This is a genomic window from uncultured Microbacterium sp. (assembly GCF_947632095.1).
Lineage (GTDB): Bacteria > Actinomycetota > Actinomycetes > Actinomycetales > Microbacteriaceae > Microbacterium.
The window spans coordinates 24,422-37,386 of record NZ_CANROA010000009.1; the positions used below are offsets into that span (position 1 = coordinate 24,422).

The window sequence follows — 12,965 nt, forward strand, 5'->3', positions numbered from 1 at the left end:
TCGCAGCGCAATGACGGAAAACTTCGAAGCGCTCGGGAGAGCGCTGCCGCAGATCATCGACGGGGTCCTCATGACCCTGCAGCTGACTGCCGGCGGCGCGCTCCTGGCGTTCGTCGTCGCCATCGGACTCGGGCTTCTCTCGAGGTTCGAGAACGTCGTTCTGCGCGGCATCGCCCGCACGATCATCGAGCTGTTCCGCGGCACGTCTCTGCTCGTGCAGCTGTTCTTCTTCTTCTTCGTGCTGCCGCTGCCGCCCTTCCACATCCAGCTGCCCGCCGTCCTCACCGGCATCCTCGCCCTCGGAATGAACTACGGCGCCTACGGGGCCGAAGTCGTGCGCGGATCCATCAACTCCGTGCCCGCCGGGCAGTGGGAGGCCACGACAGCCCTGAGCCTGTCCCGCACCCACCGTATGTGGCGAGTGATCTTCCCGCAGGCATGGGCGCTCATGCTCCCCTCCCTCAACAACCTGCTCATCCAGCTGCTGAAGGGAACCGCCGTCGTCTACCTGATCACGATCGTCGACCTGACCGCCGAGCTCAACCGCCTCCGCGTGCAGACCGATGTGTTCTTCGCCTACACGCTCGGACTCCTCATCTACTTCGCCATCGCCTACGCACTCACCCTCGTCATGAACGCCCTCGAGACCCGCGCCAAGCACCGCCTCGGCCAGGGCGGCAAATGGCGCGACACGATCACGACGACCCCGATGCCGGACGCGCAGGGAGCGGGTCAGTTCGGATGAACGGAGACACCGGATTCTGGAACTGGGACCACGCCGCGGCGTCATTCCCCGACATCCTCATGAAGTTCCTCACCGTCACACTCGTCGTGACGGTGATCGGCAGCATCATCGCCGCCGTGCTCGGACTCGCGATCGCCCTCGGACGACGCACCGCACCCCGCCCGATCGCTTCGATCATCACACTGCTGATGAACTTCGTGCGCATGACGCCGCTCGTCGTGCAGCTGCTGTTCGCCTACTACGTCTTCACCACGGTCTCACCGCTCGTCCTCGGGATCGTCATCATCGGCATCCACTACGCCACCTACATGGCCGAGGTCTATCGGGCCGGAATCGAGGCCGTGCCGCCCGGACAGTGGGAGGCATCCACCGCGCTGTCCATGTCCCGCGGGCGCACCTGGGCGGCGGTCATCATTCCGCAGGCGCTGCGCTCGACACTCCCCTCCCTCGGCAACTATGTGATCTCGATGTTCAAGGACACCCCGTTCCTCATGGTCATCACCGTCACCGAGATGGTGCGCCAGGCGCAGCTCTACGGCGGCAAGAACTTCCGTTACGTCGAGGCGATCATCATCGCCGGACTCATCTACCTGGTCGCGAGCTACCTGAGCTCCCTGCTGACCAGGCGATTGGAGAAACGTCTTGAATACACCACCGCGTGAAACCCACACCGGCGCCATCTCGCTGGATGAGGGCGACGTCCCCGCGATCCGCTTCGACAAGGTCGAGAAACGCTTCGGCGACCACATCGTGCTGCACGATCTCGACTTCACGGTGCGCCGCGGCGACCGCGTCACCCTGATCGGCCCGAGCGGATCGGGCAAGACGACCATCCTCCGCCTGGTGATGACGCTGGAAGAGGCCAACGCCGGATACATCACCATCGACGGCAAGCCCCTCACGCACTTCGAGCGCGACGGCAAGCGCATCCCCCTCAAGGAGAAGCACAAGAACGAGATGCGCAAGCGCATCGGCATGGTGTTCCAGCAGTTCAACCTGTTCCCGAACATGACCGTGATCGAGAACATCATCGAAGCGCCCGTGCACGTGCTGGGCATGTCGAAGAAGGATGCCATCGCCAAGGGCCGCGCTCTGCTCGAGAAGGTCGGGCTGCCCGATAAGGAGAATGCCCACCCGACCCAGCTCTCCGGAGGCCAGCAGCAACGCGTCGCCATCGCCCGTGCCCTCGCCATGGAGCCCGAAATCCTCCTGCTCGACGAGGTCACCAGCGCCCTGGACCCGGAGGTCGTCGGCGAAGTGCTCAACATCCTGCGCGACATCGCCCGCGAAACCGACGTCACCATGCTGATCGTCACCCACGAGATGCAGTTCGCCCGCGACGTATCGAACCGCGTGCTCATGTTCGACAGCGGACGCATCGTCGAAGAGGGCGCCCCCGAGCAGATCTTCAGCGCCCCGCAGGAGCAGCGCACCCGCGACTTCCTCTCCGCCGTGCTCTGAGCGACCGGGCGGCGCGAGGCGAGAGGGAGAACGGCGGACAGCAATACCGCCTGCTTACCGCTGGGCCCGTCGACGCGTCGAAACGGCAGCCGGGTTGTTGCGGAGCCGGTGTCAGACCGCTGCTGCGCTCGGGTTGTGGGACGCCGCTTCGCGTTCGATCGCGGCGGCAGCACGCTTCGCGATCACCGCGATGCCGACCGCAGCGCCGAGGAACACGACGGCGAGGATGATCCAGCCGACCATCCCCATCTGGATCGCCGTGGCGTTCACGACGAGCGGGGCGGCGAGCGCCGAGAGGGAGAAGCCCATGCCGAACACCCCCTGGTATGCACCGGCGCGCTGCGGGTCGGCGAGCTCGAAACTCAGTCCCCACGCGCCGGCCTGCGAGAGAACCTCTGCGAAGGTATGGGTCAGGGCGGCGATGATGAGGAGGACGATGGCGACCCAGGTCGGATGCCCCGCCGATAGCGCATAGACGATGCAGGCCGCGGCCATGAGCCATCCGGCGATCATCGTCACCCGTCCCGCCGTGCGCACATCGTGCGTGCCGCGCGAGAGCGGCACCTGGAAGATGACCACGAGTGTCGTGTTCACGATGAGCAGCACGGCGACGATCACCTCCGGGGCTTCGGTCGCACTGGTGACCCACAGCGGAACTCCGACCTCGGCGACCCCGAACTGCATGCCGAAGACCGCGGAGAGCAGTGCGAGCAGCAGGTAGCGGGGGTCTCGCCAGGGCGAGCGGCGATTCCACTCGCGACGGGATGCTCGTTCGGCTTCCCCCTGGGCGACTGTGTCGATCGAGCCCGTCTCGGTGCGGATGCTGGTGGTGGTGGCGCGCGGCGCAGCGTCGACGCGAGCCGGCAGGCCGAGCAGCGGCAGGGAGCCGACAACACCGAGAACACCGGCGACGATGATCACCGCACGGTACGACGCCCCGGTGCCGATCGCGAGGGCGGTTGCGGCGATGCCGGCGCCCACGGCGATGGCGACGTTCGTGACGGTCCGCAGGACGGCGCGGGTGAACACCCGCTTGTCGGCGGTGAAGCCACGGGCGATGATCGCCGAGCGCGAGGAGTGGCCGAGAGTGTCGAAGAAGTTGCTGGTGCACGCGATGATCAGCGCGCTGATGAAGTCCCCGGCGAAGGCGTATGCGACGAGCAGCGCTCCCCCGAGGGCTTCGAACGCGAAAGTCATCCGCCTGGCGCTCCACCGGTCTGCGAGCCACCCGCCGAGCAACGACGCGAGCACACCGGTGCCGCTCGCCATCGCGAGCACGAGCGCCGCTTCCGTACCGGTGAGTCCGAGGATCTGCGTGAAGTACAGCACCGTGATCGCGAAGAAGACGCCGCGGCCGATGCGGGAGACGGATGAGGACGCCACGAGCGCGCGCAGCACGCTGTCGTCGAGCGCTGCCCGGATTCCGGCGCTGAGTCGAGCGAGGCGGGACGGGTTCTCAGTCGGTGCGGGGTCGTGCGATGTCACACATCATCTTGGCACGCTCCGGACTGCGCGCGCGTCGACCGCCGTTCCGGTAACAGAACGTGAACAGCTCTGCAGCGTGCATAACTCCTGAAGTTCTTGGACCCGCCCGGTCGAAATCGCCTGACTCGCAAGGATCGCGGCAGATTCTCCTGAATTGCGCACGAGGGCGCGAGGGCACGAGCCCGTTCAGCGGCGGCGGGGGTTCAGCCGGCGCCGGGCGGGGTCTGCTTCGACTCGGCGAGCTCGTCGACGACGAGGCGGCGTTCATCCGCTGTGCCGTTTCGGTAGGCCTGGCGTCCGACGATGTGCGCCGACAGCGGGGCCGTCGCGAACTGCATGAGCACGATGGGCGCGACGAGGGCGATTCCGAGCAGGATGCCGCCGACGGAGCGCTGTGCGAGGGCGATCGCGAGGCAGATGAGGATGACGCCGAGCACCTGGGGCTTGGTCGCGGCGTGCAGCCGTGACGGGACGTCCTTGAAGTGCAGCAGGCCGACCGCGGCAGAGAGGCAGAGGATCGCGCCGAGCAGGATCAGCACGAGCACGGCGATGTCGATGACCGCATCCGGGACGACGATTCCGAACATGTTCATGAGGTCGTGTTGTCCCTTCTCGCGACGTAGCGCGCGACGGCGATGGATCCGAAGACGCCGACGGCGGCGATGATGAGCAGGACCGGGATGCTTCGGGTGTGCCCGTTGATCGCCATCTCGGCGCCGATCACGCACATGACCTCGGTGAGCAGGACATCGGATGCCACGGCACGGTCGAGGATGGATGGTCCCCGGATGATGCGGAAGACCGTGAGGATCGCGGCAATGCCGAAGACGATGATGATCAGACCCATGAGCACGTTCATCGGGCGCCCCCTGTTGCGGAATTCTGCGTGGCCTGCGAGCGCCGTTCGTCTTCGCGCAGGGCGCGGTACTGTGCGGGGGTTCCGAGGGCCCGGACGATCCGCTTCTCCCAACGGAGGATCTCATCGCGCGTCGCGTGGGCTTCGGCCCGGGTGCGCACGCCGATGATGTGCAGGTAGAGCACACGGCGCTTGCGGTCCGTCTCGACGACGAGCGAACCGGGGATGAGCGATGAGGTGACCGAGACGTGGGTCATGATCATGTCGTCGGCGTATTTCAGGGGCACAGCGATGATCGCGACGCCCGGCTGGCGTCGGAAGTCGAACACCTGGACGGCGACGGATACCGCGCCGACGACGACCGCCCAGAGGAACTGGACGACGAAGAGGGCCGCGTACCAGAGGTTGACGCGTCCGGAGAGTTCGATCGTCGGCAGTCGGAAGACGCGCGTGACGAAGATCGCGACGAGGAATCCGGTGATGAGCGACAGCACCGTGAACTGGTTCCAGACGAGCATCCACAGCAGGATCAGCCAGGCGAGGAACGGAAGCTGGGTCCAGATGTCGCGCAGGATGCCGCGGGCGCTGTCGGGGCTCATGGTGCCACCTCCTCTTCGAGCTGCACGAGGTTGACGGGCTCGAGGAGCGACATGCCGATCCGGTCGCACAGCGCGTAGAGCGGACCGGCGAAGATCGTCAGCGCGAGGGTGACGGTCACCATTCCGCCGGTGGCGACGGTCATGATGCGCGGGATGCGGCGACGCTCCTGCTGCTCATCGGCGGCGGGCGCGTTGTCGAGGTAGGAGATCCGTCGGTCGGCCTCGGTCTCGGTGGGGTCTTCGTCCTCGCGCAGGAAGGCGAGGTTCCAGGCGCGCATGAGGGCGTAGAGGGTGAGCAGCGAGGTGAGGATGCCGCCGAAGATCAGCACGATCATCATGGGCGTGCCCACCTGGGCCGCGGCTTCGAACAGCGCGAACTTGCCGATGAATCCGGAGAAGGGCGGGATGCCGCCGAGGTTGATGGCGGGTACGAAGTACAGAACGGCGAGCAGCGGGGCGACCTTGAGGAGTCCGTTGACCCGCAGGATGGAGGTGCTGCCGGCCCGGCGTTCGATGAGTCCGACGGCGAGGAACAGGGTCGTCTGCACGACGATGTGGTGCACGATGTAGTAGACCGTTGCGCCGATCGCTGCGGGTGTCGCGATCGCGAGGCCGAAGATCATGTAGCCGACGTGGCTGACGAGCGTGAACGAGAGGATTCGTTTCAGCTCGGCCTGCGCCACGGCGCCGAAGACCCCGATCACGAGGGTCGCGAGAGCGACGATCAGCAGCAGCGTGTTGATGTCGTTGTCGGCGAAGAGCTGCGTCTCGGTGCGGATGAGCGCGTAGACGCCGACCTTCGTGAGCAGGCCCGCGAAGACGGCGGTGACCGGTGCGGGCGCGGTCGGGTAGGAGTCCGGCAGCCAGAACGACACCGGGAAGATGGCGGCCTTGATGCCGAAGGCGACGACGAGCATGAGGTGCAGGACGAGTTGCGTGTCCTGCGGCAGCTCGCTCATCCGTTCGGCGATCTGCGCCATGTTGACGGTGCCGAGGGCGCCGTAGATCATGGCGATCGCTGCGAGGAAGATGATCGAGGAGACGAGCGAGACGACGATGTAGACGGCGCCGGTGCGGATGCGCGACTCGGTGCTTCCGAGTGTGATGAGCACGTAGGAGGCGACGAGGAGGATCTCGAAGCCGACGTAGAGGTTGAACAGGTCGCCGGCGATGAAGGCGTTGAAGATGCCCGCTGCGAGGATCAGGTATGAGGGGTTGAAGATCGAGATCGGCGTCTCGTCGGTGCCGTCGGCTGCTCCCTGGCCGATGGAGAAGAGCAGAACGGCGACGAGCACGATGCTCGAGATGAGGACGAGCAGCGCTGCGAACCGGTCAACGTAGAGCACGATGCCGAAGGGCACCGGCCAGCCTCCGACGGAGACGGCGATCGGCGCGCTGCCGTCGATCGTGACCAGCAGCACGGCGGCGATGATCGCGACGGCGGCGAGGGAGACGACGGTGACGAAGACCTGCAGTCGCGGGCTGCGCCCGAAGACGAGGGTGATGGCCGCGCCGAGCAGCGGCAGGGCGACGATCAGGGGGACGAGTGCGCTCATGTGCGGTCCCCTTCGTCGTCATCGGATGCTGTCTGCTCGCCGTCCTCGGATGCCTGGGCTACGACATCCGGTGCCGACGGGTGGACCTGATCGACCGGTGCTTGGTCGTCGATCGCGGGGTGGTCGCGCATGTGAAGGACGGTGATGGGCGACGTGCGGTCGTCGACGAAGTCGGTGGTGGCCTCTTCGTCTTCCGTGTCGTCCTCGTCGTCCATGACATCTTCGTCCTCGTCGGTGCGCTCGCGCAGGGCGATGTCGGCCTCGTCGTCCTCGACGGTGTCGGCCTGGCCCAGCTGCCAGGAGCGGTAGATGAGGGCCAGGAGGAACGCCGTCACGGCGAAGGTGATGACGATCGCCGTGAGGGTGAGCGCCTGGGGCAGGGGGTCGCTGAGGTCGCTGTATCCGAAGAACGGCGCGTTCCCCGGGACGCCCATGACGATCAGCAGGAGAAGGTTGGTGGCGTTGCCGAGCAGCATGAATCCGATCAGCACACGCGTCAGGCTGCGCTCGAGCATCGCGTAGACGCCGGCGGCGAACAGCACGGCCATGACGATGACAAGGGTCAGAGAGATGTCCATCAGACGCCCACCTCCCGCGAATACATCTGCTGGGCTTGCTTGTCGACCTCAGCGCCGAGGCTGCGCAGCACATCGAGCACCAGCCCGATGACGACGAGATAGACGCCGATATCGAAGATCGTCGAGGTGACGAACTCCATGTGTCCGATCCCGGGGATCTCCCATTCCCAGAAGGTGCTCGCCAGCGGCGACATCCCGAAGAACAGGGGCACGACGGCAGCGCCGACGGCAAGGAAGAGTCCCGAGCCGAGCAGACGGCCGGCATCGGTCGGCGCCGCCGCGCCGAGCTCCCAGCGGCCTCCGGCGATGTAGCGCATGACGAGCGCCATGCCCGCGACGAGACCGCCGGCGAAGCCGCCGCCGGGCTGGTTGTGTCCGGCGAAAAGCAGGTAGATCGACACGACGATGATGGTGTGGAAGAGCACGCGGACGATCACTTCGAGAAGGATCGATCGGTCTTCGTCCTTCATCTGCTGACCGCCCACGAGCCAGGCGCGCGGGGCGCTGCGGTTCTCCGCGGTCTGGAAGCGGACTCCCTCGGTGGTCTCGACGAGCGGTGCGATGCGGGCCTTGCGGCGCAGGCGCTTGGGCAGCGCGGGACGCTGCGAGAGCATGTCGGCGCGATGCGTGACGAAGACGAGGGACGCCACGCCGGTGGCCGCGAGGACGAGGACCGAGAGCTCCCCCATGGTGTCCCAGCCGCGCAGGTCGACGAGGGCGACGTTGACGACGTTCTGGCCGTGGCCGAGCGTGTATGCGAGTTCGGGGAACTGCAGGGAGATCGGCGCCTCGACGCGGGCTTGCGTCGCAACGACCGCGACGAAGGCCATCATGACGCCGGTTCCGATCGCGAGGATGGCTCGGGGGATGCGGGACACCGAGGCGTTGTGCTCTCCCATGCGCGAGGGCAGCCGGCGCAGCACGAGCGCGAACGTCACCATGGTGACGGTCTCGACGAGGATCTGTGTGAGAGCGAGGTCGGGCGCTCCGCTGGTCGCGAAGAGCGCGACCATGCCGAGTCCGGTGACGGAGACGAGGACGACTCCGGTGTAGCGCTTGCGCGCCTGCACGGCGAAGACCGCGGCGATCGCCATGATCGGCGCGACCGCGATCTGGGTGGGCGTGTGCCAGGCCGAGAGTTGAAGTCGGTCGATGTCGCTCGCAAGCAGGGCGGTGGTCTCGGCGGCGAGGAAGACGACGAAGATGGTGCCGACGTAGACCGGCAGCGAGCCGCGCTGGGTGAGGGTCGTGACGACGACCGAAAGGCGGTCGACGCCGCGCATGACCCAGAAGTAGACGTCGGCGGCGGTGAATCCCAGCATCCGGGGCTTGCGATCCCAACCGGTGCGACGGGTGACGAGGAACAGGCCGATGCCGAGCAGGATCGACAGCACCGAGATTCCCAGCGCAGGCTCGAATCCGTGCCAGAGGGCGAGGTGTCCGGGGCCCTCCACGGGGATTCCGTCGGCGTCGAGGCCCGGCGTCGCAGTGATGGCATAGCCGTGCAGGGCGACGTCGATCGCGGGCGCTCCGATGCCCGCGGCGATCGTGAGCGCGCCGAGGATGATGGGAGAGGAGAGGAAGCCGACGGGCGGGTCGGGCCAGAGAGTATCGGGCTTGATCACACCCTGGCGGTCGCGCTTCTTCCAGAACGCTCCCCACAGGAATCGGATGCCGTACGCCGCGGTGAGAACGGAGCCGAGGACGATTCCGATCAGCGCGACGAGTCCCCAGGTCGAGCCGCCCATGGCGTCGTCGAGCAGTCCGGTCAGCGCCGACTCCTTCGCGACGAAGCCGATGGTGGGGGCGATGCCCATCATGGAGGCGACCGAGATGAAGGCGACGGTCGCCATCACAGGGGCCTGTCGACCGACGCCGGACAGCTCGTCGATGTCTCGGGTGGAGAGCTGGCGGTCGATCACGCCGACGATGAGGAAGAGCGCCGATTTGAACAGTGCGTGGCTGATGACCAGGGCGAGGCCGGCGAGGGCCGTCGCCTGTGTTCCGTACCCGACGATGACGGTGAAGAAACCGAGCTGGCTGACGGTTCCGAACGCGAGGATGCGCTTGAGGTCTGTCTCCCGAAGCGCTTGCAGTCCGCCCAGGAGCATCGTGAAGACACCGAGCGAGATGACGATCGGCCGCCAGGTTTCGGAGAGGGCGAAGACGGGGGCAAAGCGGGCGATCAGATAGATGCCCGCCTTGACCATCGCCGCGGCGTGCAGGTAGGCGCTGACCGGCGTGGGCGCCGCCATCGCGCCCGGGAGCCAGAAGTGGAAGGGGAAGATGGCCGATTTGCTCAGCGCGCCGACGAGCAGCATGACGATCGCGGCGTTCATCATGGGCCCGGCGGGCGGGTCCTGGAGGATCTCGATGATGCTGGAGGTGCCGGCGTCGACGACGATCAGCACGACGCCGACGAACATGACCAGACCGCCCAGCGTGGTGACCAGGAGCGCCTGCAGCGCCGCACGACGGCTGGCCGCACGACGTCGGTAGTGGCTGATGAGCAGGTAGGACAGGATGCTGGTGATCTCCCAGAACATCACCAGGAGAACGAGGTCGTCGGTCAGGACGAGGCCGTACATCGCACCCGCGAATCCGAGCAGGACACCGGCGAACTGGCCGAGCTCCGCCGAGTTCTCGTAGAAGTACCAGCGGCAGTATAAGAGGACGAGTGCTCCGACGCCGGTGACGATCAGCGTCAGCAGCCACCCGAGCACATCCATGTGCATGGACAGGTTCAGGCCGAGCTGCGGGACCCACTCGATGTTCTCGAACGGCGCATCGCCGTCGAGCACGCGCGGCGTCATCATGAGCGCCTGCACGAATGCCGCTGCGGGAATGAGAGCGGCGACGGCGAAGGCCTGTGCACCCAGCCAGCGGACCAGCGCGGGAAGAATCAGCGACCCGAGCAAGAACACGGCGAGGAGCAACAGCATCGGCGGCTCCTCAAATGGCTCGTCGGCCACACGGCACAGGCGGGCGGGTTTTTCACAGTTTACCCGGCGCTCAGAGCTCCGGACGCCGGTTCCGCCGCTTTCGCTCATGAATTCCGGTACGCACGGGACGCCGTGCGAGAGTAGCCGGATGCAACGCACGTGGATCAGAGAAGTCGGCGGATGGGTCTGGGCAGCGCTTCTCGCCATCATCACCGTCGGGCAGGTCGCGGCATCCGACCGCGGTGAACTGCTCTTCCGTGACGGCGACTCGCTCGTGGTCGCGCTTCTCGTGCGGTCGGTCGCCGATGGGGAGAGTTTCGACTGGGTGCTCTCGAGCGTCCTGTTCCTGCCGGAGCTCGTCGTGTTCGGGATGCTGTGGGCGATCGGCGCCCTGTTCGGCATCGGCACGAATGCGCTTCTCGTCGTGAACGCCGTGCTCAACGTGCTCGCCCTCTACGGCGCTTTGCGCTTCGTCGCCGGCGCACGGCGAGCGAACCGCTCCCCCGTGCTGTGGCCCGTCCTCGCCATCGCATTGTTCTGCGTGCTCGCGGTGACCGAGGCGTCCGCCTCACGCGATTCGTTCGAGCTCGCCTCGCTGCTTCTGACCACGACGTACTACTCGGCGACCATCATCGCGGTCCTGCTGAGCGTCGGACTCATCCGGCGCGAGTTCGACCGTCCCTCAGCAGGCAGGCTTCTGCCGGTCTTCCTGGCGGCCGTCGCTGCGATCTCCGTGCTGTCGAACCCGCTCTTCGTGGCCTGGGCGACCCTGCCACTCAGCGTCCTGCTCGCGATCGCCGCCGCATACCAGGGCTCGCGTGCACGAGCGCTCCCGCTTCTCGGCTGGCTCGTCGGCGGTTCTGTCGTCGGCGCACTCGCGCGCATTCCGTTTTCCGCATACATCGGTAATGATGGCATCGGCTACGCTCAGCCCGCACTCTGGCCCGAGTCCCTCCGCTACTACGGCGCTCTTCTCGCAGACCGGGTCATGACGCCTCTGGGAGCAGTCGCCGCCATCATCCTCATCGCGCTCCTCGCCCTCGCGGTTCGGCGGACGATTCGAGCGCAGAGCACCGGAGAGCGTCTGGTCGCCGCATCCGCATGGGCGCTTCCCCTGTGCGTCACGATCGGCGCCATCGCGCTCGGCACGCACGCGGCCCGTTATCTCGAGCCGGCCGCGTTCGCCCCGCTCCTCGCGCTCGTCGCCTCGCCCTCGTCGATTCGCCCTCTCCCGACCCGAAAGGCGATGCTGGCCGTCACCGCCTCCGCGGCGGTCATCGCCGTCGCGGCGGCGACCCTCAGCGTCCCCCGCGCGGCTGCGGCGTCACGCGTGCTCGACGCCGATCTGCAGTGCGTGAACGAGTGGGTCACCGCATCCGATCGCACAGGAGCGGGCCAGTTCTGGACCGTCCGATTGCCCAAGCTGCACCTCGACGACGCATCGCAGCTCGTGCAGGTCGACCATCGCCTGAATCCGTACCCGTGGCTCATCAATCGTCAGGACTTCACGATCGGCGAGGTGTCATTCCTCGTCGAGGACGCGAACAGCTCCTTCTGGGAGCTGGGCTCGGATCTGCTGCCGACGGGGTCGATCGACTGCGGCCGCTACACGATCCACGACTTCGCGCCGAACGCCCTGCCGTTGGGCCCCCTGCCTCTCTGACGGTCCTGGCGATCAGGCCGGCGGGGCCGCCGTCGTGGTGCCGGCGCGGAAGCGGCAGGTGAAGTGCAGGGAGTCTGCCGGTTCGCCGCGCAGCATCCGTGCGATCTGCTCCCCCGCGGCGCGCCCCTTCTCGACCGCCGGCTGCACGGTGGTCGTGAGCACATGGTCGCCGATCCCGTCGACGCGGATGCCGTCGAACCCGCAGACGCTGACGTCTTCGGGCACGCGCAGTCCGAGTTCCTCGGCCGCGCGGATCACACCGGCCGCGAGCAGATCGCTCTGCGCGATGATCGCGGTCGGGCGCCGGTCCTCGTCGGCGAGCAGATCCCGCCCGGCGATGAGGCCCTCGTCGATCGAGCTGCCACCCGCCGACCACGCATGCACATTCGGGAATACATCGCGGACGCCTGCGAGTCGATCGCGTGTGACGTCGACCGTCATCGTGCTCAGACGCGCGTCATCGACGTCACCGCGTTCGGCTTCGCCGGTAAGCGGCAGCGTGATGGTCGCCACCCGCTCGTGACCGAGATCGCGAACGTGGGCCGCGACGGCGGCTGACGCGTCGCGGTTGTCGAGCGAGATCTGGGGGATCCCGTCCCCCGCGTCTCCTTCGATGACGACGACGGGCAGGCCACGGGTTCGGACGATCTCGAGGGCATCCCGCGTTCGACCGGAGCATCCGATCAGCACGACGGCGTCCACCGGCGCGGTCGTCAGGTTCGGGGCATCCCCGTCCTCGGCCGAGTCGCGCAGCAGCAGAACGCCGGCGCCGAGAGACGCGAGCCCATCAGTGATGCCATCCATCATCGGGATCGTCACCGGGTCGAGGAAGGCGGCGCGCAGCGGCCCCTCGAGCACGACCGCGACGATGCCGCTGCGACCGCGGCGCAGCGACGCCGCCATCGGGTCCGGCCCGGTGTACCCGAGCTCCTCGGCCGCGGCGATCACGCGCGCTCGCGTCGCTTCGGACACCTTCGCCTTGCCGCTGAAGACGACGGATGCCGTCGAGATCGAGACCCCTGCCTCGCGGGCGACATCGGAGATGGTGGCCCGACGGGCTGCGCTGGAATCGGCCATGTC

At 67.1% G+C, this 12,965-nt stretch carries 12 protein-coding genes; 4 read left to right on the forward strand and 8 right to left on the reverse strand.

The genetic code is table 11. The annotated features are described in order from the left end of the window. The first annotated feature begins 10 nt into the window (after positions 1-10). The 3 genes from Q0Z66_RS04380 to ehuA are packed head-to-tail and all read left to right on the forward strand — an operon-like array spanning position 11 to position 2,206. On the forward strand, positions 11-745 hold the full coding sequence (locus Q0Z66_RS04380) for an amino acid ABC transporter permease (RefSeq protein WP_298038213.1): 735 nt from the start codon (positions 11-13) through the stop codon (positions 743-745). After that, positions 742-1,407, forward strand: a complete 666-nt coding sequence (gene ehuD / locus Q0Z66_RS04385; protein ID WP_298038215.1) for an ectoine/hydroxyectoine ABC transporter permease subunit EhuD — start codon at positions 742-744, stop codon at positions 1,405-1,407. Before Q0Z66_RS04380 ends, ehuD begins: the two co-directional genes overlap by 4 nt. 22 nt (positions 1,408-1,429) lie before the next feature. Continuing rightward, positions 1,430-2,206, forward strand: a complete 777-nt coding sequence (ehuA, locus tag Q0Z66_RS04390) for an ectoine/hydroxyectoine ABC transporter ATP-binding protein EhuA (RefSeq protein WP_298038308.1) — start codon at positions 1,430-1,432, stop codon at positions 2,204-2,206. A gap of 111 nt (positions 2,207-2,317) precedes the next feature. Here the strand turns inward: ehuA and Q0Z66_RS04395 are convergent, their stop codons facing one another. The 7 genes from Q0Z66_RS04395 to Q0Z66_RS04425 all read right to left on the reverse strand — a co-directional run bounded on the left by Q0Z66_RS04395 (position 2,318) and on the right by Q0Z66_RS04425 (position 10,222). Further along, positions 2,318-3,691, reverse strand: a complete 1,374-nt coding sequence (locus Q0Z66_RS04395) for an MFS transporter (protein ID WP_298038216.1) — start codon at positions 3,689-3,691, stop codon at positions 2,318-2,320. Between the two features lie 203 nt (positions 3,692-3,894). Continuing rightward, entirely contained in the window at positions 3,895-4,284 is a 390-nt protein-coding gene (mnhG, locus tag Q0Z66_RS04400; RefSeq protein WP_298038218.1) for a monovalent cation/H(+) antiporter subunit G, read from the reverse strand. After that, on the reverse strand, positions 4,281-4,550 hold the full coding sequence (locus tag Q0Z66_RS04405) for a monovalent cation/H+ antiporter complex subunit F (protein ID WP_298038221.1): 270 nt from the start codon (positions 4,548-4,550) through the stop codon (positions 4,281-4,283). Before Q0Z66_RS04405 ends, mnhG begins: the two co-directional genes overlap by 4 nt. Continuing rightward, the gene (locus Q0Z66_RS04410) at positions 4,547-5,146 is read right to left on the reverse strand and encodes a Na+/H+ antiporter subunit E (RefSeq protein WP_298038223.1); all 600 of its coding nucleotides are present in this window, start codon (positions 5,144-5,146) and stop codon (positions 4,547-4,549) included. The genes Q0Z66_RS04405 and Q0Z66_RS04410 overlap by 4 nt, the downstream gene beginning before the upstream one ends. Then, positions 5,143-6,702, reverse strand: coding sequence for a Na+/H+ antiporter subunit D (locus tag Q0Z66_RS04415; RefSeq protein ID WP_298038225.1), 1,560 nt, complete (start codon positions 6,700-6,702; stop codon positions 5,143-5,145). Before Q0Z66_RS04415 ends, Q0Z66_RS04410 begins: the two co-directional genes overlap by 4 nt. Further along, the gene (locus Q0Z66_RS04420; protein WP_298038226.1) at positions 6,699-7,280 is read right to left on the reverse strand and encodes a Na(+)/H(+) antiporter subunit C; all 582 of its coding nucleotides are present in this window, start codon (positions 7,278-7,280) and stop codon (positions 6,699-6,701) included. Before Q0Z66_RS04420 ends, Q0Z66_RS04415 begins: the two co-directional genes overlap by 4 nt. Beyond that, complete coding sequence (locus Q0Z66_RS04425; protein WP_298038230.1) at positions 7,280-10,222, reverse strand: Na+/H+ antiporter subunit A; 2,943 nt, start codon at positions 10,220-10,222, stop codon at positions 7,280-7,282. Before Q0Z66_RS04425 ends, Q0Z66_RS04420 begins: the two co-directional genes overlap by 1 nt. A gap of 148 nt (positions 10,223-10,370) precedes the next feature. Between Q0Z66_RS04425 and Q0Z66_RS04430 the strand changes: the two genes are divergently transcribed. Continuing rightward, positions 10,371-11,885: a hypothetical protein gene (locus Q0Z66_RS04430; RefSeq protein WP_298038233.1), complete on the forward strand. Its 1,515-nt coding sequence runs from the start codon at positions 10,371-10,373 to the stop codon at positions 11,883-11,885. A 12-nt stretch (positions 11,886-11,897) separates the two neighbouring features. Here the strand turns inward: Q0Z66_RS04430 and Q0Z66_RS04435 are convergent, their stop codons facing one another. Further along, the gene (locus Q0Z66_RS04435; protein ID WP_298038236.1) at positions 11,898-12,962 is read right to left on the reverse strand and encodes a LacI family DNA-binding transcriptional regulator; all 1,065 of its coding nucleotides are present in this window, start codon (positions 12,960-12,962) and stop codon (positions 11,898-11,900) included. Positions 12,963-12,965: the final 3 nt, after the last annotated feature.